Source organism: Rathayibacter sp. PhB152, from assembly GCF_003751395.1.
GTDB lineage: Bacteria > Actinomycetota > Actinomycetes > Actinomycetales > Microbacteriaceae > Rathayibacter > Rathayibacter festucae.
In genome coordinates, this window is record NZ_RJUT01000003.1 from 54766 (window position 1) to 79189 (window position 24424).

A 24424-nucleotide genomic window follows, 5' to 3' on the forward strand; every position below is an offset into this window, starting at 1 on the left:
GGGCGCTGTGCCTGCCGGATGCGCGCCCTCCCAGCGTCAGCTCAGCTGCGTGCGCTCCACCCAGTCGAGGTACTCCGGCGTGACGGTGCCGGTGACGTACTCGCCGGTGAAGCAGCTGGTCTCCAGGTCGGTGACGTCCGAGCCCTCCAGGATCGCCGCCTTCATGTCGGCGACCTCCTGGTAGATCAGGTAGTCGGCGCCGATCGCCTCCGAGATCTCGGGGATCCGGCGGTTGTGCGCGACGAGCTCCTGCCGCGACGGCATGTTGATGCCGTAGACGTGCGGGTAGCGCACCGGCGGCGCCGCGGAGGCGAAGGTGACGCTGTTGGCGCCGGCCGTGCGGGCCATGTCGACGATCTCCTTCGACGTCGTGCCGCGCACGATCGAGTCGTCGACGATCAACACGTTCTTGCCCTTGAACTCGCTCGACATCGCATTGAGCTTCTGCCGCACCGACTTCTTGCGCACCGCCTGCCCGGGCATGATGAACGTCCGGCCGACGTAGCGGTTCTTGTAGAAGCCCTCGCGGTACGGGATACCGAGCTTCTGCGCGACCTGCATCGCGGCGGGGCGCGAGGAGTCCGGGATCGGCATGACCACGTCGATCGCCCCGCCCGGCGTGTACTCGGCGATGGTGTCGGCGAGCCGGTCGCCGAGGCGCAGCCGGGCCTCGTAGACCGAGATCCCCGAGAGGATCGAGTCGGGCCGCGCGAGGTAGACGTACTCGAACGAGCACGGGATGAGGCGCGGGTTCTTCGCGCATTGGCGGCTGGTCATCCGGCCGTCGGGGGTGATGAAGATCGCCTCGCCGGGAGCGACGTCCCGCACGATCTCGAAGCCCTGCGCCTCGAGGACGAGCGACTCGGAGGCGACCACCCAGTCGTCAGGCCCGTTCACATTGAAGCGGCGGCCGACGATCAGGGGCCGGATGCCGAACGGGTCGCGGAACGCGAGCAGTCCGTGGCCGGCGATCAGCGCGATCGTGGCGTAGGAGCCCTCGACCCGCTCGTGCACGCGGGCGACGGCGTCGAACACCTCGTCCGCGTCGAGGTCGCGGCCCGAGATCGAGGCCTGCAGCTCGTTCGCGAGCACGTTGACCAGCAGTTCGGTGTCGGAGGTGGTGTTGAGGTGGCGGCGATCGACGGTGAAGAGCTCCTCGGTGAGCTCGCGCGTATTCGTCAGGTTGCCGTTGTGGATGAGGATGATGCCGTAGGGCGCGTTCACGTAGAACGGCTGCGCCTCCTCCTCGCGCTCCGCGTTGCCCTTGGTGGCGTAGCGGACGTGCCCGAGGCCCATCGTGCCGAGCAGCGAGCGCATGTCGCGGGTGCGGAACGCCTCGCGGACCTGCCCCGCCGCCTTCTTGATGTGCAGCGTGCTGCCGTCAGCGGTCGCGATGCCGGTCGAGTCCTGGCCGCGGTGCTGCAGGAGGGAGAGGCTGTCGTAGATGGACTGGTTGACCGGCCCGGAGGACACGATCCCAACGATTCCGCACATGCCGGAGGGGCTCCCAAGGGGATAGCAGGGGGGATTGACGGTCCATCCTGGCACGCGGAGGACGCATCCCCTAACGGTTCGCTCCCGGCGGATCCGCCCGGGCGGGCGCGCTCGCGGGTCGCGACGCGGGCGGATCGGCCGGTCGGTGGTCCGGCTCACCGGACGCGCGCTCAGCCGCGGCCAGCTGCTCGACGGCCGGATCGGGCCGGCCGAAGATCTCGGCGATCGCGGCGCTCACCTCGACGGACGTGAAGCCCGTCGTGAAGTGCAGCTCCGGCCAGCGATGGTGGAGGACCGTCGCGCGGAGCAGTGGGCGGACGATTGTCGCGTCAGCCAGGGGCAGCGTCGTGCGGAGACGGCGTCCACCGTGACGATCCTGTTGGATCTCCACCGGCGTGCTCGGCTCGCTGGGTCCGTCGGTGATCGTCACTTCGACGACGTCGTCGTTCTTGAAATGCGCCTGTTCGCTTCGCGTCAGCATCATCAGCGCGAGCAGTGAGCGCTTCCTCTCGCCGGAGAACTGCAGCTCGTCACGTTGCCACGCGGGCAAGCGCGTCGCTTGGAGGACGATGCCGGCCGCGACGTCGAACGTCTTCCACGAGACGACGACGGTCCGGCCGGTCGTGCAGTCAGCCTCAGTCATCGGGTCCTTCTCTGTGTGCAAAGAGTCGTCCCGAAGGCTCGCTGGAGTCCGAAGGCGGATCGGCAGACTCGGCCGACGAATGGTCGCGTCTACCTTCGCTGGTCGGGTTCACCCCATCATCGCGCGCGATTGCGAAGGGATGGACGATATCGTTGCTCGTGTTCGCACCTCTATTCCTTCTTTTCTGTCGAACGATGCCCTGCTCCGAATGCGCGTTATGCCCCACGATGCCCTGGACTCAGCAGTGGGTTCAGCTCAACGCTCGAGCAGGACGGTGGTGAAGCTGTACGACCTCACCGGAGAGTTCTCCCAGGACTGCCCGATCATGCTCGATATTCGTCGGAACGTCTCGCGTTCCCCCGGGTCGTCCGCCAACAGCTCGCCCGATCCGCGAATGAGAATCAGAAAAGAGAAGGCCTGGTACCAGGACAGGTCTCTCATCTGCTCCGCGAACGAGGGCCAGTTCTCGACCCTCCACGGGAACTCCAGCGCACGTCCGTAGCAGTCCCAGAGCTGCTCGACGGTCCGCATCCCGCTCGCGTGAAGTTCGATCAGCCCGCCGTCCGTCTCCGTCACATCGATGAGGTTCGCCAAATGCAGATCTCCGGCCTCAATGTCGAACAGCCACGGCCTTCCCGTATAAGGTGCAATATTCATTTCCTCGCCAGTGCTTGTGATGAGCAGCCTCGGATAATGACGATCCTCGCTGCATGTCCGTTCACATCGCTCCCCTTTTTCTCGGTGACGGTGCTGGAAGCATCATTCGTAATTGGTCCGTCCTTCTCGCAGATCGGCGAAGGTCGGCTCTTCTTTGCCGAAAAGATCGAAAAAGACATTCGACATCTCCCATGCATGAGTGCCGGTCGTGTACCAGAGCTCGGGCCATCTGTGAAAGACTACCGTCGCGTGTAATAGTGCATATAGCTTGCGTGCAAGACTCACGGGAATTCTTATTCTGAGAATGGTTCGTTCTCGCCTCGAATCTGGATGATGAGACCGGTCGTCAATCTCTCCTTCACGAGCGACAAGTTCCGCCGCGTCTACTTCAACGAAATCGACCAATACCTCATGGACGCCGCCAGCGTGCCTGGCGCATTGTCGTGTTCGGTCATTGAGGTCGAAGTAGAATTCGACTTCGTCATTCGTAATACCTATTTCTTCACGAGTTGCTCGAGGAAGTCGCGTAGACTCGCCGAATAGGCGTAGGGCGATGTCTAGTGATTCGAATTCGATATGCTTCACATCCCCACCCTCGACTTCACTGCAATGTTTTGCGGAAATATCTCTCACCTTCCTCTGGCCTGAATACAGAGCCGCCATTTCCCTCTTCAATCACAACCACGCCCCGCTCGGCGTCCCAGTGGCCGACCCGCCCTCGCTGGAGATAGCGGACCTCGCTCGCGATATTTCCGTCGAGGATGTCGTCGACGTATTTGATTAGGTCTTGATGATCAAAGCCATCGATCTGATGGTCCATGTCTCCCTGAAACAATCGTTGACGAGAGTGGTCTGCAATGTTACGAGCCTGCTCAGACGCTCCGTCGCTTGCGCTGTCATCTTCCTCGCTGCAATCCGGCATCACCAAGGGGCAGTCCGAGTGCTGAGTTGGGTCCTCGGCCTCCGCGGCCCCGTCATTCGCGCCGGTCGAGTCTCCGGACATCGACAGCACGAGGCCGACGGCGCCCGCTGCGCCGAAGAACCGCCCGGCTGCGGCCCACGGAACGGCAGGGATCTCGACGTCCCATCCGGGCGCCTGCCACGTGGGCGCCATCGGGGGAGCGAGCGTCGTCGCCTTCCCCGCAGGGCCGGAGCGCCGCGCGAGGGACTCGTCGCGTCGCTGGTCGACGCTCGGGCGGCCCGCGGCCGCGGGCGTTGCGCTCCCCGATCTGGGCTTGGGCTTCGGGGCCGCGTTCGGTGCGTTCCCGTAGCCGTTGGCGTTGTCGAAGGTTCCGAGAGGACGCAGGCCGGACGCGTCGGACAGTGTCACGGGCGAGTTAGACGAGTACGAGTACCCGTTGTTCTGCTGCGGCTCGAACGGCGACAGGACCGGGTCGACGCTGACGAACTTCCCGAGGCCCGGGTCGTACTCCCGCGCCCCGAGATGCGTCAGGCCGCTGGCGGACGACCTCGGCGCGTTCAGGTACGCGTTGCTCGACGTCCAGCCGGATCCGGGCCCGCGGCTGTTGCCGTAGGGGTCCATGAATCGCCGGCGGACGGATCCGGTGGCCTGGTCGACGGAGACGGACGCCGTTCCCACCGTGTCGGTTGCGAGCCACACGACGGTGCTCACCGCGGGTGCGGCGGCGGTCGTGGTCCGCTCCGCGACGGCGGCGCCGTTGAACCCGTAGGTGCGGGTGCCGGAGGTGGTCAAGGAGCCCGGCTTCCGCTGCAGGACGGTGTCACCCAGGAAGAGGCGCGCCCCGTCGGCGGAGTCGATGCGGAGCAAGAGGTCGCCCGACGCGTCGTAGACGTTCTTCTGCGTGGCAGGACCCGCCACCACACCGCTCAGCTTCCCGCGGGCGTCCCAGCTCAGGGTCTGGCCGGGCCGGCTCACCGTGTTGGCCGCGCCGTCGTAGGCGTAGCTGCTCGTCGCCGGCGCTCCGGCTCCGGTGGTCTGCGCCGTCCCGCTCACCGCGTGGGCGTGCCCGGCCGCACCGTAGCTGTAGTCGGTGGTCGAGGCGACTCCGCCGCCCGCCGCTGCGGCCGTCGTCTGCGTCGTCCGATTCCCGGTGACCGGATCGACCGTGTAGGTCGTCCGGTATGCGGCCGACCCGCCGAGTGCGACTCCCTCGCCGCTGTCACCGCACGTCCATGTCCCGTCGGCCGATGCCGGGGTCCACGCGTCCTTCAGGTTCTGCAGGGCGTCGTACGCGAAGCACTGCATCTCCTGCGCCGCAGTGTCCGCGGGGGACGGCGTGACGGTGTCGATGCCGGGATCGCCGATCCGGGTGCGGATCGACGTGATGCCACCCGCGGGGTTGCGGCCGATCGTGCGGTCCGCGACCGTGAACGCCCCCCGCGTGCCGATGGTGAGGTTGCGGATCGCGGTGATCCGCCCGGTCGCGCCGTCGTGGTCGGTGGTGGTGAACATCTTCGTGTGCCCGGCCGCGCCCGGGTCCGGGTCGCTCTGGAACTGGGCGACCTCGCCGGTGTTGGTCAGGACGACCTTGCTCACGTAGTCGCGCAGTCCGGTCGAACCGGCGACGAGCCCGAGGGAGTCGTAGCGGGTCTCCACCGTCTCCGCGGGGAGGCCCGGCTGTCCGGGCAGCCCGGCGACGGCCGGGAGGATCGACATCTTCAGTGCCCCGTCCGGGTAGTACTCGGACCCTTGCGTGTAGCGGAAGCCGGAGAAGGCCGGCGCGCCCTCGGGGATCGAGGTCGTGACGCTGGTCGGCCGGTAGCCGGCGTCGATCGCGTCGATGCTCTTCAGGTACGTCGTGCCGTCGACGGTGCTGGACGAGCTGGCCAGCTGCCCCTTGGCGCGGAGATCGTAGGTCCAGCCGGCGAGCTGCACTCCGGCGCCGTCGAGCTGCGCCACCTTCCGGTCGAGCTCGTCGTAGCGGTACGCGAGAGCGACTCCACGTCCGTCCACTGAGGTGAGCACGTTGCCGGCGTCGTCGTAGGTGAAGCTCGAGGACCCGGTGTCGGGATCGCTGGAGCCGGTCTTGCGTCCGCGGACGTCGTAGCTCCAGGACCAGGTGCTGCCGTTCTGGTCCTTCATGGTCGCCATCCGGCCCTGGGCGGTGTAGCTGTAAGAGGTGGTGATCGGCGAGGCGGAGTCGACGGCTCCCTGCCACTGGACGAGCCGGCTGGTGAGGCCCCGAGCGTCGGTGTAGGTCGTCTGCGCGGTGGCGCCGGCGGGCGGCGTGACGTCGACGCGGTCGACTCCGGAGTAGCGGGTCGTGGTCGTCGAGCGGAGATTGTTGCCGACCTCGTAGAGCGAGGAGGCGGTGATCCTGCCCGCCGAGTCGTAGGAGTGGACGGTGCGGGTCGGGATGTTGTTGGACGAGTAGGCCTGCAGTACCACGGCGCTGCTCGAGTACTCCTTGTTCGCGCCGTACGGTCCGTTGGTGGCGATGATCTGCCCGAGGCTGTCGTACTGGCTGTCCGCCACGACCGTGCTCTTCTCGGGCCCCGGGGTCCGGGACTGCACGACCCGGCCGAGGCCGTCGTAGACGTCGAGCTTCTTCAGGACCTGCCCGGCCGAGATCGTCGACGTCTCCACAGTGGAGATCCCGGTCGCGTTGATCGCGTAGCTGAAGCCGATGCTCGGGGAGTCCGGGTTCTCCGTCTTCAGCCGGCCCGGCTGCCAGACCGCCGTCAGCCGGCCGAGGGCGTCGTGGTCGGCCGAGGTGATCCGGCCGTTCGGATCGGTGCTCGTCGTGGCCTGGCCGCGGGCGGGGTCGAGCGCGGTGACGCTCTGCCAGCCCTTCGGGTTGGTGACGACGATCTGCGTCGGGGCGCCGGAGCCCGCGGCCGCACCCGCCGCCGGGGTGTAGGCGGTCGTCGTGGTGCGCTGCGCGACGTCGGCGACCGAGGTGACACGGCCGAGGGCGTCGTAGCCGGTGGTGCTGGTCCGCAGCCAGGTCGGCGTGTATCCGGAGTACGACGCGGCGACCCAGTTGCCGGTGGCGTCGCCCCGCGACGGCGCGGCGCCGGCCTCCGCTCCGTCGTACGCCGCCCGGGTCTGGACGATGACGTCGTCGGGGTAGCTCGCGTCGACGCCGCAGGCCTTCCCGAGCTTCAGGACCTCGCTGGAGAGCCCGATGATCCAGGCCGTCGTGTTCGCGGCGGCGTAGCTCGTGATCGTGCAGCTGGAGAGCTCTCCAGCGGGGGCGACGACGCTGACCGCGGTCGGGTAGCCGTAGGTCGGGTCGAAGGCGGTCGTCGTCGTGGTCACCCGGTCGCCGCCGGTGGAGAGGCGCTCCGTGACCTGCACGGTCCCGTCGCCGAGCTTCCGGGACTGCCGGGCGCCGTCGTCGGCGCCGACGGCGGAGGCCCACGGCGTCGTCACCGTGCCGGTGAGCACCGTGTCGTCGACGTACGTCTTCACCTCGCGCACCCGGCCGGCGAGCCACCGGTCGTCGGGAGCCTCGGTGCCGGGGACCATGCGCGTGCCCGGCTTGCCCCGGTCTCCGTTGAGTCCCCGGTAGAAGACGTAGTCGGTCCGGACCCGCTTGTCCGAGGTGCCCGGATCGCCGACCCGGACGCTCAGCTGCGCGTAGCCGGCGTACTCCGACCAGGTGCGCTTCGCCTCCGGGAGCAGGGGGTTCCGGTCGTAGCGCCAGGCCACCCCTCCGCTGTAGTCGTAGGTGGACACCTTCGTCGGGTCGACGGCGCCGTCGGTCTGCGGGCTCTCGAGCATCGTGCCGACGACGTAGGCGTTGAAGAGGTCCAGGCGCGGCACCGCTCCGGTGACCTTCGGCGTCCACCACTGCGGGAAGCAGCGCTTCGTGTTCCCGGCGAGATCGCCGAGCACTGCGGACTGGACGGCAGGATCGTCGCACTCGGGGGCGAGGTAGGTGACGCTGATCCCGCCGCCGGTGGGCAGCCGGACCGCGTTCAGCCGCATCTTGTTGAGGAGCGCGTAGCCGATCGCGGCACGTGCCCGGTTCTGGAGCTGCCGCCCGGAGAAGGTCGTCGTCCCCTCCTGCAGCGTGCTCGCGCCGCTGCCGCCGGCGTGCGCGATCGAGTCGAGCCAGAGGGCGGGGTCGGTGCCGTCGCCCGTGTCGGGGAAGGAGTGGCCGAGCGTCCAGGTGTCGACGGTGGCGTAGGCGGAGGGGGTGCGGACCTGGGTGGTGACGGTGTCCAGGCGCGCGGTCGTCCAGAAGGTGGGCGAGCGCTGGCCGTCGCAGCTGCCGGTCGTGCAGTTGAGGTCGAACGGGACGTCGGGGTAGACGCTCGCGCTTCCTGCGGCGCCGTCCACGCCCGGTGTCCGGACGTCGCCGCCGAGGGCCAGCGGTGCGCACGCGCTCGCGTCGGAGGCGTTGCAGCGGCCGGTGGCGCTGTAGCCGAAGGTCACCTTCCCGGTCGCGGCGTTCGCGGCGTAGACGGTGCCCTCGGTCAGGCCGTACTCGATGCTCGTCAGAGCGCCGCCGCGGACGTAGCCGGTCGGGCCGGTGCCGGCCGTCGATCGGAAGCGATTGGTCTCCTGGGCGTAGGAGAAGACCTCGGCGTTGCCGTGCGTGTCGACGACGTAGTCGAGGTTCCAGCGCCACGCCTGCGCGCAGGACGACGATGCGAAGGTCGAGCCGTGGCAGGGCTCGCCCGCGTCGTCGCCGAAGACGGGCGCGGTGAAGACCGACTTCGTCTCGGGACTGCCCGGCGACCAGCCCGGGAGGCGGTTCCGGCCGAAGAAGTACTGGGTGCCGTCGGTGGTGGTCATCCGCCAGCACTCGGCGTCCTTCGCGCCGTTGCCGGCGCACTCGGCGGATCCGGTGAGCTTCTCGATCCGGGACCCGTCGTCCTGCTCGAGCTTCCAGATGTTCGTCGTCCCGTCGCGGACGAGCACGCCGGAGTGGCCGCCGAACGACAGGGTCGCGTTGTCGGTCTTCCAGCAGAGATCGCCGGACGCCTTCGCATCGCGGCCGGCCGCGTCCTCGAGGGCGCAGGGGAGATAGCTGCGCTCGATGAAGCCGCTGCCCGCCAAGTCCCAGCCCTCGCCGACGACCGAGGTCTGGTTGTTGGTGGAAGCGGTGCGGCCGTCGACGATCTGCGAGTCGTAGGCGAGAGCGAGTTCCGGCTGCGGGCCGGCCGCCGCGGGCGGGACGGCGAGCGGGTAGCTCCAGACGAAGGCGCCGGTCTGGGCGCTGACGTCCCAGGTGCTCGACGGCGCGAGCGAGGTCGCCCGGTAGTCGCCGTTCCCCGCCGCCGAGCTCGCCGCCGCGGCCGCGGTCACCACGGTCGGTGTCGCGTCCGCCTGCACCCTCATGACGCTCGCTCCGGCGGTGCTCTTCGACGCCACCGGTGTCGCCGCGGCTCTACGGGGCGTGATCGCCGCCGCCGTCCTGATCGATGACGCCGGCGCCGCTGTCGTCGTCGTCGAGGGAGACTCCGGGATCTGCACCCAGGACACCCGCGAGGCGTAGTCGCCGCCGTAGAGGGCCGAGGTCAGCTCGTCCGGCACCGACAGCTCGACGACGCCCGCTGCGGTCGTCCCGTCCGTGCGGGACACCTCGAGGGTCAGACCGGTCGCACCCTTCGCCGCCGCCTCCTCGGCGCTGAGGATCGAGACGGACACCGACTCGACGGCGGGAGAGCCCTCCGCCGGACTCGCCTGGACCGTGATGCCCGTGTCGCCGAGCTCCGTCGGGGACGTGTGCGCCTCTGCCTCCGGTTCGTCTGCTGACGGGAGCGCCGCGAGGCGCATCGCCGTCGACGCCGCAGCGGGCGGCGCGGCAGCGGGCGACGAAGCGTCCGGCGATGAGGGAGAGGAGGTCTCCGCTGACAGATCGACGTCGAACGACTCCGGCTCCGGCAGTGCTGCCTCGTCCACGAGTGGAGCGGGTGCCGCGTCCCCGTCGGACTCGCGTCCGGCGATCGCATCGACGTCGACGAGGACGCCGCGGTCGACCGGCGGCACGACCTCGGCGGCGTGGGCAGGTGTCACGGAGAGGACCGTGACGACCAGCACGGCGCTGACCGTCGAGGCGAGGAGGCGCCGGAAGCGGGCGCGACGGAGGAGGGAGTTCGGAGATGCCACAGGAAGGCCCGTTTCTCGAGGGTGTGCCGTCGGAGACGGACTAGTGGTCAAGCGGGTGCGGGGCGACCGGGGCGGGGGTCTGCGGACGGGTGGGGGTCGTCGGGTCGGCGGAGGCGGCGATCCTGAGCTGTGCGACGGTGGATCGAGTGCCGTCGGCGTGGGGGACGTTCGCCCAGCTGCCGACCTTGTCGACGCTCGTGACGACGAGTGTCGAGACCTCGGCGATCGGCGTGACCGTGACCGTCGCCGACCGGCCGGAGGCGTCCGGGCAGACGACGTGGATCTCCCCGCTGCTGGTCCCGCAGGCGGGTAGCGCGTCGACCTCGGTCTTCAGGCTGTAGTCGCCCGGCACCCCGTCGGTGGGGACCCAGCGGTAGAGGAACCTGTCCATCCCGTCCTCGGCCGGTACCTCGAAGTGGACGGTGAACGGCCGGCCCACGGTGTACCCCGCGGGGCCGGTGTCGTTCGTGATCGTCGGAAGGGTCGAGGGGCCGCTGCTGCGGACGGTGAAGTAGCACCACGGGGAGTCGTCCGACTGGAGACGAACGTCGTCCGCGCGGGCCGACCAGGCGTAGCGTCCGTCCGCCAGTGTGCCGGCGTCGATCGTCATCGTGCGGTCCCAGCCGTCGGGCTCGATCGGCGTGGTGGCGAACACGACCCTGCCCGCATCGGGCGGGGCGTCGTGGCCGGTGCCGCCGTTGCTCGCCGTCACGACCTGGAAGCGCCCGTACATCGGATCGCCGTCGGGGTCGTGCATCGTCGCGCGGAGGACGAGCGCGGTGCGGTTGGTCACCCAGGCGGGATCGGAGGCGACGCCGCAGCCGCGATCGGGTGTCGACATCGCGACGTTCGTCGGCGAGTCCGGCCTGCGGTCGTACGTGACGGTCAAGGAGGCGGAGGGATCGAACCGCTTCCACTGACTGTGGGCACCCTCGTCCGGCGCTCGCAGACCGAAGGTGATGGAGTCGGCGTTCGAGCCGGCGGCGACCTTCGCCCCCTCGGAGGCGTTCCATCCGACGTTCTTCTCCGGGCAGTCCGCCGCGCCTCGCCGCCCGGACGCGACGACGGTGTCGAGCTTCTGGATCCAGTTCCCGCCACCCGATTCGTTCCAGGTCGCGCCCTCGCGCATGCTGCCCGTCCACCAGAGCTCGACCGGTGTCGCGGTGCAGTTCCAGGACCAGATCTCGTGCGCGCTGAAGCTCGCACTGATGATCTCCGCGCCCTTGATGCCCTCGGTGGGCATCAGGAAGAAGGACCGGGCGTTGCGGATGTTCCCCGCGGGATCGTCGACGGAGCCGACGGACTGCCCGCGGCCGTCGTTGCCCTGCCCATCGAGGAACGAGGCGTTCGGCAGGTTGGACGCCACCCACCAGGAGTGAGCGCGAGTGCCGGAGAAGTCCGGGTCGATGAAGACGGGAAAGTCGAGGCCGGGAGTCGCGAGAACGGAGTCGACGTCCAGGGACAGGGTGTCTCCCGTCGTGCTCGTCGGGACCGTGCTCGACTCGGGTGCGTCGCCCGTCGGTCGGCTTCCCCCGTCGACGGAGGACGAGTCCCACCAGGTCGGTGCGCTAGCGACGAGGGCGGAGTCCGTCCCGTCGATCTCCGCCGACAGGCCGCCGTCGGCCTCCCGAGAGACCTCGCCGCCGTCGAACTCGAAGCGGACGGTGTCGAGCTCCGGATTCGTGGCGGCCTCCGGCGTCTTCACGATCAGGACCTGCGACATCCCGACGTTGGTCGACGTGACCCGGAGGTCCACCTCGGGGAAGACGTCCCGGTACAGCGCCGTCGAGCCGTCCAGAACCGGGCTCGGCAGCACGCCGTGCTCCCAGTTCATCGACAGCCAGGCGCCCGTCGCCGTCTGGATCTGCGCCAGCTTCCGATCACCGCCTCCCGAGAATCGGACGGGCACCGTGGCGACTGCGGGCTCGATCGAGCCGTCCGCTGTCCGGGACATGGTGGTGTCCACGTCGATCCACGATCCGTTCCGCTCGACGCGCTGAGGCTCCGTGCTCGCGACGTACTGCATCGTGCCGTCGGGCAGGGCCGTCGTGATCTCGGTCGCGGTCGTCCTGCTGCTGACCACGACATCGTGGTCGAACGTCCTCGCGAGGGATGCGGCGTCGGCGTCGGTGGAGGCTTCAGCGGCATCGGCGGTCGCGGCGGCGACTCGCTCGACGGTGGGCGCCGTCGGAACCGCGCCGGCGACCGGTGCCAGGAGCGGGGCGACCAGGGCGACGACGGCGAGGAGCGGCACGCGCCGCCCGCGGCCCCGATCGCCGGTCGCGCTCCCTCGGAACATCGTGTGCACCACTGCCCACTCCTGCCTGTCGACGGACAGGTGAGCGGACCTCACCTCGTCTCGGGTCGAGAGCCTGGCAGCCGACGCGCGAATCGCCCCTGAGGATCTTCGAAGCCGATCGGATCGAGAGCCGAGCGGCTCGCTGCTGAAGGGGCTCGGGAGAGCGCGCTACGCCAGTGCGGGAGCGGGCTCGGTCTTTGAGCGGAGCGCTTCCGACCAGCGCGGCGCCCGCCGAAGCTGGCGCGTCGTGCGGGCCGCCGATGGCGCGTCCTGCGTCAGCAGCCGATCGAGGAGATGACGTACCCGCCGCCCACGTAGGACGGCCCGTGGTAGCCCCAGGCGTTCAGGTCGGTCGCATTCGTGACTCCGGCGACGAGGGCGGGCTGCGAGCGGCCGGAGTTGTCGAGGTTGCCGCCCCAGGCGTAGACGGTCGCGTTCGAGGCGAGCGCCAGGTAGGTGCCGTCCGTGCTGAACACCTTCGTCAGGGTGACGCCCGCGGGGATCGTCCTCGCCTCCGTGCGGTAGGCGTTGCCGGCGGGCTGCGCGGCGAAGAACTGGGCGACCGTTCCCGCCGTGGTGGCGTACACACCGCCGGTGTAGCCCTCGTAGGTCCAGGCGTTGGTCGTCGCGACGTTCTCGGCGCGCAGGATCCAGCCCGCGCCGCCGGGCGACGACGTGAACGCGGCGCCCTGCGTCCACAGCTCGCCGGAGCCGGTGAGGGCGTAGACGGTGGACTGCCCGGCCTGGAACTCGACGATGTCCGCCGGGGCGCCGCCCAGGGTGGTGAGGGCGTGGCTGCCGTTCCAGGCGCTGACGCCGCCGTCGGCGCGGAGGATCCCGCCGCCGAAGGCGAGGACGCCGTTTGCCCGGCGGTAGCTCCAGGTGCTGATCGCCGACGCCCCGGCCGTGCCCGCGATGAGCGTGGCGGCGACCCGGTCGCCCGAGGTCGCGTTCGCCCACCAGTGCAGGCCGGTGCTGGTGAGGGCGTAGCTGTAGCCGTCGTTCGACTCGGCAGCGAGGACCGTGCCGGTGATGCCGGTCACCGCCGCGACCGTGAGGGGCCCGGTGCCGGTCCCCGTGCGATACCACTGGCGGACGGAGTCCGCTCCGGCTCCCGCGGCGATGCCGCCGGCGGAGGTGTTGCCGGCTTGCACGCAGGTCCAGGTGTCGATGAACACCATGCCCGTCACCCCGGCCCCGGCGAACGTCAGGGTTCCGGGAGCCGTCACCGGGGCGCCGAGGTTCGCTCCCCAGTAGCGCACCCGGCCGTCGGCGGTCAGCACGGCGGCGTTCCGGCCGGCGCTGGCGGCGAGCTCGTCACCGGAGATCGCGCCGTGGACGCCGTCGACGACTCCGGGCACGACGGCGGAGGAGAACGTCGGCTGCTGGTTCGCGCCGCCGGGGGAGCGCGTGAGCTCCACCACCTGGCCGGGGCTCGCGGTCACCGTCCCCGGCGCGTAGGCGATCGCCGTGCCGTAGGTGGCCGTGATCGTGTAGGAGCCCGCGGAGCCCGACGCCGCGAACGCCGGGACGGAGACGACGCCCTCCGTGCCGACCGCCACCACGGCGGAGCTCCCGCCGGGGGAGAAGCCGAGCCCGGGCGGGAGCGTCACGGTCACCGAGGCGCCCCTGGCCGCGGGAGACGTCCCGTCGAGGGCGCGGAAGAGCACGGTGCCGGCGGGCACGACGTCGCAGCGGACCGCCTCGAAGCCGGTGACGTCGAGCAGATCGGGCGGACCGACCGGCTCGGGCGGTGTCGAGGCGGCGGCGTGCGGTGCCGTGGTGACCACGGCGACGGTGGGGATCGTCCAGGCGGCGGCCGCCACGATCGAGCGCCGGCGGAGCGGCGGGCCGGACGGGGAGGCGGGGTCGGCCATCAGGTTTCCTCGGGGGCGCGGAGGACGGCGTGGAGTGCGACGCCGTCCCGGATGAAGAGGGGACGCGCCGATCATGGCAACGCAACCATCGTCGTGTCTGCCGCAGTCCTCAGATCAACCCCTGAAGGGGGTGCGGTCCGTCCGAACCCGATGCGGGGTCGTCGGGCCTCCCGACGGCAGCGTCTGCGTGGCGCGGCCCTTCGGTAGGGTCGTCGTGTGAGCAACGAGACGAGCAGCTACGCCCGCGCGGGAGTCGACACGGCGGCCGGGGACCTCGCCGTCGAGCTGATGAAGGCGGCGGTGTCGGCGACCCACGACCGCAACGTGCTCGGGGGAGTGGGCGGGTTCGCCGGCCTCTACGACGTCTCGTTCCTCAAGGACTTCCGGGCGCCGCTGCTCGCGACCTCGACCGACGGCGTCGGCACGAAGGTCGCCATCGCGCAGGCGATCGACAAGCACGACACCATCGGGCAGGACCTCGTCGGCATGGTCGTCGACGACATCGTCGTGGTCGGCGCCCGCCCGCTCTTCATGACCGACTACATCGCCTGCGGCAAGGTCGTCCCCGCGCGGATCGCGGACATCGTCGCGGGGATCGCCCGCGCCTGCTCGGCCACCGGGACCGCGCTCGTCGGCGGCGAGACCGCCGAGCACCCGGGGCTCCTCGGGCCGGACGACTACGACGTGGCCGGTGCCGCCGTCGGCGCAGTCGAGGCGGACGCGGTGCGCGGCGCGGACCGGGTGCGCGACGGCGACCTGGTGATCGCGATGGCCTCCTCCGGGCTGCACTCCAACGGCTACTCGCTCGTGCGCCACATCCTCGCCGAGAAGGGGATCCGCTTCACCGACACCTCCGCCGAGCTCGGGGGCGTCGTGGGCGAGGTGCTGCTCGAGCCGACCCGCCTGTACACGGCGCCGCTGCTCCGGGTGCTCGAGGACGAGGCGCTCGGCGCGGGCGTGCACTCGATCAGCCATGTGACCGGCGGCGGGATCGCGGCGAACCTGGCGCGGGTGCTGCCGCGCGGCTCCTGGGTCGAGGTCGAGCGCTCGAGCTGGAGCCCGGCCGACGTGTTCCGGGCGCTCGCCGCGATGTCGGGGGCGACGCTGGAGAGCACCGAGGGCACCTGGAACCTCGGCATCGGGATGTTCGCCGTCGTCGACGCCGACGCGGCGCCCGCGGTGATCGCGGCGCTCGAGGAGTCGGGCGTGCCGTCCTGGGTCGCGGGCCGGGTGTCCCTGAGCGAGCGCTCGCTCGACGTCTTCGAGCAGGGCGCCAAGGGCGTGGACGGCGGCGCGGTGCGCCTGGTCGGCTCGTACGCGGGCTGACCGCGGGGCGGTCCGGCTCGACCTTCGGCTCGTGAATCGGGCTTCGGCTCGTCGGAATCGGCTGATCGGGCGTGCCGGAGGTGTTTTCGAGTGCCGGAGGTTCTGGCGGAGGACACTCGGCACGTGAGACGGGCCTCGGCTGGCGGGAAGTCGCTGATCCGGCGTGCCCGGGGTGGTTTCGCGTGCCGGAGGTTCCGGCGGAGGGGCTTGGGCACGTCGAACGGGCCTCGGCTCGTGGAAGTCGGCTGGTGTGGCGTGCCGGAGTTGGATCCGCGTGCCGGAGGTTCCGGCGGAGGACCTTCGGCACGTGGAACGCGGCTGGGCACGTGGAGATCGGCTGAATCTGCGTGCCGGAGATGGTCTCGCGTGCCGGAGGTCCGACGGAGAAGCTTCGGCACGCGGAACGGGTCTCGGCTCGCGAGTATCGGCTGGTCCGGCGTGCCGGAGGCGGTTTCGCGTGCCGGAGGTGGGGCGGCGATCGGGCCCGCGTCAGGCCGGGCGGTGGCGGCTCCGGGAGGGTCCCGCGCCCGGAGCAGCGGGCTGCGCGGCAGGGCGCCCGCGCTCGGGGGCGTGCGCCCGCTCCCAGGAGTGCTCGCGGCGGGTCAGCAGCCACGAACCCCAGGCGCAGAGCAGGAAGGCGGCCGCCGTGGCGAGCAGCGCGGTGATCCAGGTCGCGGCGTCCCGGCTGACGAGGAGGTTCGCGGCGAGGATCAGCACGCCGAACGCGGCGCCGACGCTCGTCCCGGCGATGAAGGCACCGCTCCGACGGCTCATCGCGCGGACGGTGACCATGCCGGCGATCGCGCCGAGGCCTCCCACCGCGCCGAGGCCGGCGCCGGAGGCGACGCCCATCAGCATCCCGAAGCCGACCAGCGCGGAGGGGTCGAGCGCCCCGGCGGCGAGCGCGCTCGGGAGGTAGAGGGCCAGGGCGACCGCGGCTCCGACCGCGCCGCCGACGAGGACGGCGCCGATCAGCAGTGCGGCGGTCACGGATATGATCCGGGCGACCGGGCGCGCGGATCCTTCGGGTTCGAACATCGCGGCTCCATCGACGCGGACCCGCGGGTCGTTCCGCGGGTGGACTTCGGACACTACGCCTCCGAGAGCCCTGGCGGGGTCGGCGCGGCGGAGTCCTCGCGGTGCGGCCAGGTCCGCCGGGCCGACGCTCGGGAGCTGTGGCCGATGCTGCGTCGTGCGGGGTCGCGGAGTGAGTGAGGCCGGTCCGGCGGCGCGGACACAGCGGCCCGGACACGGCCCCGCAGGCTCGGCACCGCAGGCTCAGCCTCGCAGGCTCAGCGCCGCAGGGTCTCGCTCGGCAGCTCGCCGAAGCGCTGGGTGTAGTGCTGGGCGAACCGGCCGCCGCTGATGAAGCCCCAGTGCGCGGCCACGTCGCCCACGACGACGGTCTGCGGCTGCCCGGCGACGAGCTCGTCGTGGGCGAGGTCGAGGCGCACGCCGCGCAGGTACTGCCGCGGCGTCATCGAGTAGGCGCGCTGGAAGGCGAGCTGGACGCCGCGCACGGTCAGACCGGCGGCGTCGGCGATGTCGGCGACGCCGAGCGGCAGGTCGGCGTTCGCGTGCACGAACTCGACCGCCCGTCGCAGCCGCCGGGCGCTGACAGAGTGCGGTGCGGAGGGCAGCGGGACGACCCGGTGCGCGAAGGCCTGCAGCACGGCCGCGGCGGCGACCTGCGACGCGGATTCGCGCTGCAGCGACGAGGGCGCCTTCACTCCGGTGAGCGTGTCGCGGAGCACCCGCACCGCCGCCCACCAGGGGGCGGGCGAGTGCGCGAGCGGGGCGAAGCGGATCGGGCCGGGCGCGGTGCCGTGCCGCTCGGCGGCGGCGCGCTCCAGGTAGGCGGAGTCGAAGTGGACCAGCGCGTCGCGGTACTCGCTCGTCTCGAAGCCGAACGGGCGGCCGGAGGGGAACATCGCCGGCCGGCCGGCGACCAGCCGGTTCTCGTCGCGGCCGAGGTCGAGGCTCGCGCGCCCGTCGTTGAGCCAGAGCACGACGTAGACGCCGGTGGGCTCGACCGTGCCGCGCACCGAGCCGAGGAAGGAGGCCGCGTGCAGGCTCACGGGGCCCGGGCCGGTCGACGCGTAGCGGTAGGCGAACGGGACGCTGGTGTGCTCGGCGCGGAAGCCCGACCCGTTGTAGCCGCGGGAGTAGAACGCGCGCGCCTCGTCGAGGTCGCGACCGCGCGTCTCCGAGTGCCACACGGGCGACGGCGCGGACGCGGGCTTCATCTCGACATCCTGGCAGCGACGACCGACATCGTCCGCGCCCGGGCGGTCGGCGCGCTCACGAGCCGAGCCCCCGGTCCAGCCATAAGAGCCCGAGCGCGGCGACGTCGGAGGTGCCGACGATCGCGCCGGAGCGGACCATCGCCGCCACCTCGGCGTCCGGGAACCACTGCTGGCGCATGTCCTGCTCGGTCTCCTCGCGCTCCGGCTCGCCGTGCTCGAGGTCCTCGGCCAGGAAGACGTCGAACGACTGCGCGACGAAGCCGTCGGCCTCGCTGAGACGGCCGAGCGGTCGGAGTCGTCCGGCGCGCAGTCCGGTCTCCTCGCGCAGCTCGGCACGCGCGAGCGCCTCGGCGTCGCCGCCGGGCGAGTCGTGCGGCCAGCCGCCGGACGGGAACTCCCAGGTGCGGCGGCCGATCGGGTAGCGGTACTGCTCGACCAGCCAGAAGCCGTCGCGCTCGCGCGGGACGATCAGCGCGTAGTCGGCGCGCTCGACGACCGAGTAGACGCCCTCGACACCGCCCGGCCAGCGCACCTCGTCCTCGCGGACGCGGATCCACGGCGTCTCGTACGCGACACGGGTCGAGAGCTGCTCGACGCGGCCGTGCTGTCCGGACCGATCCGAGAGCGGAGACCGTTCCGGGAACGCAGACCGCTCCGGGAACGCAGAAGCCGCGGGGTCACTCGACTGGAGCGGCCCCGCGGCGGAGGAGGGATCAGGCACGCTTCTGGTGCTGCTCCTCGACGAGGTCGGTGTCGTCGCCCTCGTCCTCGTCGTCGATCCACTTCGAGTAGTCCGGCTCGTCCGGGTGGCTGAGCTCGCGCTCGAGCGCACTGTAATCGACCGTTGGGCTGAACGACTTCAGCTCCCGAGCGATCTTGGTGTTCTTTGCCTTCTGACGGCCGCGCCCCATGGGTGACCCCCTCACGATGACAGGCCAGACGGGCAGTGAGCCGGCTGGAGAAAAAGAAGCAGACAGGAAGTATGAAATCTAGCCGGTAGTTTAGCAGACGAGGCACCGGCCCCCCTGTGCGCGAGCAGCGGAGTGAGCGGCGCCTCCCGACCGCGTGGGGAGCACCGTGGACAGTGCGCTCGATCCGCGGCCCGTCGTCGTGGTCGGCGCCGGTCAGGCGGGGCTCTCGGTCGCCTACTACCTCCGCCGTCTGGGCCTGCGCCCGGGCGTCGATTTCGCCGTCCTGGACCGTGGGCCGCGCGCCGGCGGCGCCTGGCAGTTCCGCTGGGAGGCGCTCCGGCTCGGCTCCGCGCACCGGGTGCACGACCTGCCCGGGATGGACCGGCTCGGCCTGTCCTTCGCGACCGCGGACCGCCGGCGGCCCGCCCGGGACGTCGTCACGGAGTACTACGAGGCCTACGAGAGCGCCTACGAGCTCGCCGTCCGGCGGCCGGTGGCGGTGCGCGGCGTCAGCAGCGCGACGATCGGCGACAGGACGGCACCGCTCGTCGTGGAGACCGACGCCGGCAGCGAGCGCGCGCGGATCCTGGTCAACGCCACCGGGACCTGGGGCTCGCCGTTCCTGCCGTACTACCCGGGCCGGGACGACTTCGAGGGCGTCCAGATCGACACGACCGAGTACCTGCGCGCCGCCGACTTCGCCGGGCAGCAGGTGATCGTGGTCGGCGGCGGGACCTCCGCGATCGGCTTCCTCCTCGAGCTGGAGCGGGTCGCGCGCTCGCTGACCTGGGCGACGCGGCGACCGGTGGTCTACCGGGACGGCGAGCAGCTCGCGCTGGAGTCGGCGGTGGAGGCGGTGGCGGAGCAGGACCGCGCGGCGCGGGCCGGTCGCGCGCTGCCGAGCATCGTCGGCGGAACCGGGGTGCAGCGCACGCGCCGGGTCGTGGCGGGGATCGAGCGCGGCGTGCTGCACGAGCGCGGGATGTTCTCCTCGATCGAGCCGCACGGGGTGCGCTGGCCGGACGGCTCCTACACCCGCGCCGACGCGATCATCTGGGCGACGGGATTCCGTCCGGAGCTGCGGCACCTCGCGCCGCTCGGCCTGCGCGAGCGCGAGGGCGGGGTCGCGGTCGAGGACGGAGCGTCGCTCACGGACCCCCGGGTCTTCTTCGCGGGCTACGGACCGACGGCGTCGACGATCGGCGCGAACCGCTCCGGCCGGCGGATCGCCCGCGCGGTCGTGGCGCGGCTGTCCTGACGGCGGGGCTGTCGACGCGGGTGGATCTCGAGACGGCCGCTGCCCGGCCTCCTCGATCAGCATGGAGGGAGCGGCCCGCCGCGCGGGCCGCTCGGTCGGCGCGGCTCCGCCGCTCAGTGGGCGTCGCGCCAGTCGATGGGGACGACGGAGCCGCGGTAGCGGATCCCGTCGACGCGGATCGAGCCGGCGAGGGGCGGGGTGATCGGGGCGACGACGAGCGTCGAGCCGCCGGGGGCGAGGCCGAGGGCGGCGGAGAGCACGGCGATCGAGGCGGCGGCCGACCAGGCCTGCGGGCGGCAGGCGGCGGGGTACGGCACGGGGGCCGCCACCTCGGCGGCGGCGTCGCCGGAGTGCAGCTCGGGCATCCGGTAGCCGAAGCCCTCGGCAGCGGCGAGCAGTCCGCGGGAGAGGGCGGTCGCCTCCGCGCCGAAGCCCTCGCGGGCGAGCCCGGTCACGGCGATCGCGGTGTCGTGGGCCCAGACCGAGCCCCCGTGGTACGAGAGCGGCCAGTAGCCGCCGGAGTCGGTCGACAGGGTGCGCAGCCCGTATCCCGAGTCGAGCTCGGGGGAGCCGAGCAGCTGCGCCACGCGCGCCGCCTGCTCCGGCTCGAGGATCCCGGTGCCGAGCAGGTGCCCGATGTTGCTGGTGACGGTGTCGACCGGGCGCTTGGCCGCGTCCAGCGCGATCGCGGGGTGCCCGCCGTCCGCGTCGTCGATCCAGAAGGCTCCGGTGAAGCGGCCCTTGAGCGCGGCGGCGTACGCGCGCCACTCCGCTCCGTCGCGGCCGAAGTGCTCGAGCAGCGCCGCGCCGCCGACCGCCGCCTCGTGGGCGTAGGCCTGCACCTCGCAGAGCGCGATCGGCCCGTCGGCGAGGCTGCCGTCGCGCCACTGGATCGAGTCGCCCGAGTCCTTCCAGCCCTGGTTCGCGAGGCCGTGGCCGGTGGTGTCGACGTACTCGAGGAACCCGTCGCCGTCGGAGTCGCCCTCGTCGCGGAGCCAGCGCAGCGCGGCCTCGAGCGCCGGCAGCAGCGCCTCGACCTCCTCGTCCGCGAGACCCCAGCGCCAGGCGTCGTGCAGCAGGCAGACCCAGAGGGCGGTCGCGTCGACGGTGCCGAAGTAGAGCGGCGGCAGCGAGACGCCCTCGCCCGGGATCTCGAGGGTCGTCGAGCGCAGCTCGTGCATGATCTTGCCCGGCTGCTCGGCCGTCTCGGCGACGTGCTCGGTGCCCTGCAGCCCCGCGAGGACCCGGAGGGTCGAGGCGGCCAGCTCGGTGCCGAGCGGGAGGAGCATCCGCGCCGCCCAGATCGAGTCGCGGCCGAAGAGCGTGAAGAACCAGGGCGCGCCGGCGGCGAGGAACGGCGCGTCCGGCCGCTCGAGGGTCACCATCCGCAGCGCGTCCAGGTCGTCGAGGGCGGCGCGGCACCAGGCGGCGAGGCGCGAGTCGCCGGCCTCGACGGTCGCGCCCGCCCACTCCGCGGGGCCGGGGGCGGCGCCGACGACGGCCGCGGAGTCGGTCATCGCGATGCTCCAGGCGACCTCGACCGAGCCGCGGGCCGGGACGACGACGTCCCAGGAGAGCGTCCCGCCGGGAGAGACCGCGGCACCCTCGGCCCGGACCTCGGCGCGGGCGCCCGCGTGCGTCCAGACCAGGGAGGAGCCGTCGACGGCGGTCGCCACCGCGGTCTCGTCGCGGAGCCCCGCCTTCACCACGTGCACGAGCGAGAAGTCGGGGTCGAGCGCGAGCTCGACCGTGGTGGCGACGGCGTCGGGCAGCGCCGACTCGAGCCGGATCCGCTCCTCGAGCCCGCCGGCGGTGACCGTGCGGAGGCGCACGACGCGCAGCCGCGGGTCGGCGGCGTCGTCGTCGAGGTGGCGCGCGAGGGCGGTGAAGCGGGCGGAGGAGGCGCCGTCGCGGCCGACCGCGATCGACTCGAGCGGCTCCCCGCCGACGAGCAGGCGCAGGCCCGCCAGGACGCGGACGTCGCCGTGGTAGAGCCCGTGCGCGGGCAGCGCGCCGAGCTCGCCGGCGTCGTCGCTCCAGAGCTGGGTGGGGGCCCGGAGCAGGACGACGGCGTCGTTCAGCAGGGGCTGCCGGGGCGGGCGGGGGCGGTCGTCGTGGTCGGTCGTCACGGTCGACTCCTCACTGGATCGTCGGTACTGGAGCGTACGGCCGGTTGACAGCGCCGTCGCCGCAGGTAACATTACCCAGGAATTTGATCGATCAAATAACTCGGTTCACCGGGATTTGAACGATCAAGCCCGAGGACCGCACCACCGCACACCCGTCGAGGAGGACGCATGGCACTGCCGACCGTCGAGGACGTCGCCCGCGCAGCCGGTGTCTCGCGCCAGACCGTCTCGAACGTGCTGAACAGCCCGCAGATCGTGCGCGAGAGCACGCGGGAGCGGGTCGAGAAGGCAATCGGCGACCTCAACTACCGGCCGCACGCCTCCGCCCGGCGCCTGCGCACCCGCAAGTCGGGGACGATCGGCGTGCGGATGGACCGGGTGCTCGACGGCGTCTCCGGCAGCCTGCTCGACCGCTTCCTGCACGCCGTCACCGAGCAGGCCGACGCCCGCGGCATGCGGATCCTGCTCTACACGGCGGCGAGCCCCGAGGAGGAGATCGAGCGGATCGGCAAGCTCCGCGACGGCGCCGACGTCGACGCCTTCGTGCTCACCTCGACCTTCTACGGCGACCAGCGCACGGCCTGGCTGATCGACCAGGGCGTCCCGTTCGTCACCTTCGGCCGCCCCTGGGGGCTCGACGACCAGGGCGACCCGCAGCACCTCTGGGTCGACGTCGACGGCGCCGCAGGCGTCGCGCAGGCCACCGCGCATCTCGCCGACGAGGGCTGCTCCCGGATCGCCTTCTTCGGCTGGCCGGACGGCTCGGCGACCGGCGACGACCGCCGCAGCGGCTGGGAGCGGGTGATGGCGGAGCGCTTCGCCGGCGTGCCGCTGCTCGTCGCGGAGGCCGAGGACGACGTGCAGCGCGCGCGCTCCGCAGCGATCGCCTTCCTCGAGGCGCACCCCGAGGTCGACGGGCTCGTCTGCGTCTCCGACTCCCTCGCCCTCGGCGCCTCGATGGCGGCCGTCGCGGTCGGCCGGCCGAGCCTTGCGATCGTCGGCTTCGACAACACCCCGGTCGCGGGCGCCGTCGGCCTCTCCAGCGTCGAGCAGGACCTCGGTGCGGTCGCGGCCGGCGCCCTCGAGCTCCTCCTCGGCGAGCAGGGCGACGACGTCGTCCACCGCCCCCTCGCACCCGGGGAGGCGCACCGACTCATCACGCCGCACCTCGTCGTGCGCACCCCGCTCCACCACTCCGAGAGCTGACGCCGCACACCGGGCGCCACCTTCCCCCACGACTCCCCACGACTCCCTCCCGAAACCCATGAAAGGTCAGAACATGACGCACAGCACCAGAACGGCACGCTGGGGTGCCGCGGTCCTCGCCGGCGGCCTCGCCCTCTCCCTCGGCGCCTGCTCGAGCGGCGGCGGCGGCGGATCGGACGACTCCGCCGGGCTCACCGTGATGATCGGCTCGTCCGGCGACGCCGAGACCACCGCCGTCACCGACGCCGTGAACTCCTGGGGCGAGGCGAACGACACCGCCGTCGACGTCGTCGCGGCCAGCGACCTCACCCAGCAGCTCGGCCAGGGCTTCTCGGGCGGCAACCCGCCCGACCTCTTCTACATGAGCTGGGACCAGTTCCAGACCTATGCGAGCAACCGCTACCTCGAGCCCTACGCGCAGGACGCGGACGACGCAGGCGCCTTCTACCCGGCGCTGCGGGACGCCTTCACCTACGACGACCAGTTCTACTGCGAGCCCAAGGACTTCTCGACGCTCGGCCTCGTGATCAACACCGACCTCTGGGCGGCCGCGGGCCTGACCGACGCGGACATCCCGACCGACTGGGCCTCGCTGCAGTCCGCTGCGCAGAAGCTGACCTCGAACGGCGTGACCGGCCTGTCCTTCGGCCCCGAGTACGCCCGCATCGGCACCTTCATGAACCAGGCCGGCGGCTCGCTGCTCTCCGAGGACGGCACCACCGTCACCGCGGACACCCCCGAGAACGTCGCCGGACTCACCGAGGTGAAGACCCTGCTGAGCGACGGCGTTCTGAAGTTCCCGGCCGACCTCGACTCCGGCTGGTCCGGCGAGGCATTCGGCAAGGGCGCTGCCGCGATGGTGATCGAGGGCCCGTGGATCAACGGCGCGCTCGAGGCCGACTACCCGGACGTGAACTACACGGTCGCCGAGCTGCCCGAGGGCCCCGGCGGCAAGTCGACCTTCACCTTCAGCAACTGCTGGGGCATCCCGGCCGGCAGCACCACCGCCGACCAGGCCGAGTCGCTCGTCGCGTCGCTCACCTCGGACGAGCAGCAGCTCGCCTTCTCGGACGCGTTCGGCGTGATCCCCTCGACCGAGTCGGGCGCCGCGGAGTACGCGAGCAAGTACCCCGAGAACGCCGCCTTCGTCACCGGCAACGACTACGCCGTCAGCCCGGTCGCCTTCGCCGGCGCCGCCACCGTGATCACCGACTTCAACTCGGCCCTCGAGGGCCTGGCGTCGGGCGACCCGGAGGCGATCCTCGCGGACCTGCAGACCAACCTGCAGGACGCGCTCGACACCGCGAACGCGAAGTAGCGCGGGACGACGCCG

General features: G+C 71.7%; 17 protein-coding genes. 6 read left to right on the forward strand and 11 right to left on the reverse strand.

Annotated features, from left to right (window positions below; all coding sequences use genetic code 11):
• Positions 1-36: 36 nt before the first annotated feature.
• From purF to EDF36_RS07255, 3 genes are all read right to left on the reverse strand, one after another.
• Positions 37-1494 carry an amidophosphoribosyltransferase gene (purF, locus tag EDF36_RS07245; protein ID WP_123448060.1) on the reverse strand — a complete coding sequence of 486 codons (1458 nt, stop codon included), beginning with the start codon at positions 1492-1494 and terminating at the stop codon, positions 37-39.
• 70 nt (positions 1495-1564) lie between these two features.
• Positions 1565-2137, reverse strand: coding sequence for a hypothetical protein (locus EDF36_RS07250; RefSeq protein ID WP_123732485.1), 573 nt, complete (start codon positions 2135-2137; stop codon positions 1565-1567).
• A gap of 255 nt (positions 2138-2392) precedes the next feature.
• Positions 2393-2794 carry a barstar family protein gene (locus EDF36_RS07255; protein ID WP_123732486.1) on the reverse strand — a complete coding sequence of 134 codons (402 nt, stop codon included), beginning with the start codon at positions 2792-2794 and terminating at the stop codon, positions 2393-2395.
• Positions 2795-2830: 36 nt separating this feature from the next.
• Between EDF36_RS07255 and EDF36_RS20885 the strand changes: the two genes are divergently transcribed.
• Positions 2831-3049, forward strand: coding sequence for a hypothetical protein (locus tag EDF36_RS20885; protein ID WP_148059241.1), 219 nt, complete (start codon positions 2831-2833; stop codon positions 3047-3049).
• A gap of 78 nt (positions 3050-3127) precedes the next feature.
• Positions 3128-3337 carry a hypothetical protein gene (locus EDF36_RS21575; RefSeq protein ID WP_148059990.1) on the forward strand — a complete coding sequence of 70 codons (210 nt, stop codon included), beginning with the start codon at positions 3128-3130 and terminating at the stop codon, positions 3335-3337.
• A gap of 58 nt (positions 3338-3395) precedes the next feature.
• Here the strand turns inward: EDF36_RS21575 and EDF36_RS07265 are convergent, their stop codons facing one another.
• The 3 genes from EDF36_RS07265 to EDF36_RS07280 form a co-directional block, all read right to left on the reverse strand.
• Entirely contained in the window at positions 3396-9839 is a 6444-nt protein-coding gene (locus EDF36_RS07265; protein WP_185020401.1) for an RHS repeat-associated core domain-containing protein, read from the reverse strand.
• A 40-nt stretch (positions 9840-9879) separates the two neighbouring features.
• On the reverse strand, positions 9880-12150 hold the full coding sequence (locus EDF36_RS07275; protein WP_123732490.1) for a hypothetical protein: 2271 nt from the start codon (positions 12148-12150) through the stop codon (positions 9880-9882).
• A gap of 263 nt (positions 12151-12413) precedes the next feature.
• Complete coding sequence (locus EDF36_RS07280; RefSeq protein ID WP_123732491.1) at positions 12414-14015, reverse strand: hypothetical protein; 1602 nt, start codon at positions 14013-14015, stop codon at positions 12414-12416.
• A 216-nt stretch (positions 14016-14231) separates the two neighbouring features.
• Here EDF36_RS07280 and purM point away from each other — a divergent pair, with 216 nt between their 5' ends.
• Complete coding sequence (gene purM, locus EDF36_RS07285; protein WP_123732492.1) at positions 14232-15341, forward strand: phosphoribosylformylglycinamidine cyclo-ligase; 1110 nt, start codon at positions 14232-14234, stop codon at positions 15339-15341.
• A 489-nt stretch (positions 15342-15830) separates the two neighbouring features.
• Here the strand turns inward: purM and EDF36_RS07290 are convergent, their stop codons facing one another.
• The 4 genes from EDF36_RS07290 to EDF36_RS07305 all read right to left on the reverse strand — a co-directional run bounded on the left by EDF36_RS07290 (position 15831) and on the right by EDF36_RS07305 (position 18498).
• Entirely contained in the window at positions 15831-16331 is a 501-nt protein-coding gene (locus EDF36_RS07290) for a hypothetical protein (RefSeq protein ID WP_148059992.1), read from the reverse strand.
• Positions 16332-16633: 302 nt separating this feature from the next.
• Positions 16634-17587 (reverse strand): helix-turn-helix transcriptional regulator, encoded by a 954-nt coding sequence (locus EDF36_RS07295; protein ID WP_123732494.1) that lies wholly within the window; start codon positions 17585-17587, stop codon positions 16634-16636.
• A gap of 55 nt (positions 17588-17642) precedes the next feature.
• A complete protein-coding gene (locus EDF36_RS07300) occupies positions 17643-18308 on the reverse strand; it encodes an NUDIX hydrolase (RefSeq protein WP_185020402.1) in 666 nt (221 codons plus the stop codon).
• On the reverse strand, positions 18301-18498 hold the full coding sequence (locus tag EDF36_RS07305; RefSeq protein ID WP_123448069.1) for a DUF3073 domain-containing protein: 198 nt from the start codon (positions 18496-18498) through the stop codon (positions 18301-18303). The genes EDF36_RS07300 and EDF36_RS07305 overlap by 8 nt, the downstream gene beginning before the upstream one ends.
• A 166-nt stretch (positions 18499-18664) precedes the next feature.
• On the opposite strand from EDF36_RS07305, the gene EDF36_RS07310 reads away from it, so the two are divergent.
• Positions 18665-19756, forward strand: coding sequence for an NAD(P)/FAD-dependent oxidoreductase (locus EDF36_RS07310; protein ID WP_260300571.1), 1092 nt, complete (start codon positions 18665-18667; stop codon positions 19754-19756).
• A 113-nt stretch (positions 19757-19869) separates the two neighbouring features.
• Here the strand turns inward: EDF36_RS07310 and EDF36_RS07315 are convergent, their stop codons facing one another.
• Positions 19870-21885: a glycogen debranching N-terminal domain-containing protein gene (locus EDF36_RS07315; protein ID WP_260300572.1), complete on the reverse strand. Its 2016-nt coding sequence runs from the start codon at positions 21883-21885 to the stop codon at positions 19870-19872.
• A gap of 168 nt (positions 21886-22053) precedes the next feature.
• On the opposite strand from EDF36_RS07315, the gene EDF36_RS07320 reads away from it, so the two are divergent.
• Together EDF36_RS07320 and EDF36_RS07325 are read left to right on the forward strand one after the other, a co-directional pair.
• Positions 22054-23091 (forward strand): LacI family DNA-binding transcriptional regulator, encoded by a 1038-nt coding sequence (locus EDF36_RS07320; RefSeq protein WP_123732497.1) that lies wholly within the window; start codon positions 22054-22056, stop codon positions 23089-23091.
• A 73-nt stretch (positions 23092-23164) separates the two neighbouring features.
• The gene (locus EDF36_RS07325) at positions 23165-24409 is read left to right on the forward strand and encodes an extracellular solute-binding protein (protein ID WP_123732498.1); all 1245 of its coding nucleotides are present in this window, start codon (positions 23165-23167) and stop codon (positions 24407-24409) included.
• Positions 24410-24424: the final 15 nt, after the last annotated feature.

What these genes read in the sequence shown, in the direction of transcription:
- purF (WP_123448060.1), bottom strand. Translation starts at nt 1,494, where the DNA reads ATGTGCGGAATCGTTGGGATCGTGTCCTCCGGGCCGGTCAACCAGTCC.
- EDF36_RS07250 (WP_123732485.1), bottom strand. Translation starts at nt 2,137, where the DNA reads ATGACTGAGGCTGACTGCACGACCGGCCGGACCGTCGTCGTCTCGTGG.
- EDF36_RS07255 (WP_123732486.1), bottom strand. Translation starts at nt 2,794, where the DNA reads ATGAATATTGCACCTTATACGGGAAGGCCGTGGCTGTTCGACATTGAG.
- EDF36_RS20885 (WP_148059241.1), top strand. Translation starts at nt 2,831, where the DNA reads ATGACGATCCTCGCTGCATGTCCGTTCACATCGCTCCCCTTTTTCTCG.
- EDF36_RS21575 (WP_148059990.1), top strand. Translation starts at nt 3,128, where the DNA reads ATGAGACCGGTCGTCAATCTCTCCTTCACGAGCGACAAGTTCCGCCGC.
- EDF36_RS07280 (WP_123732491.1), bottom strand. Translation starts at nt 14,015, where the DNA reads ATGGCCGACCCCGCCTCCCCGTCCGGCCCGCCGCTCCGCCGGCGCTCG.
- EDF36_RS07295 (WP_123732494.1), bottom strand. Translation starts at nt 17,587, where the DNA reads ATGAAGCCCGCGTCCGCGCCGTCGCCCGTGTGGCACTCGGAGACGCGC.
- EDF36_RS07305 (WP_123448069.1), bottom strand. Translation starts at nt 18,498, where the DNA reads ATGGGGCGCGGCCGTCAGAAGGCAAAGAACACCAAGATCGCTCGGGAG.
- EDF36_RS07320 (WP_123732497.1), top strand. Translation starts at nt 22,054, where the DNA reads ATGGCACTGCCGACCGTCGAGGACGTCGCCCGCGCAGCCGGTGTCTCG.
- EDF36_RS07325 (WP_123732498.1), top strand. Translation starts at nt 23,165, where the DNA reads ATGACGCACAGCACCAGAACGGCACGCTGGGGTGCCGCGGTCCTCGCC.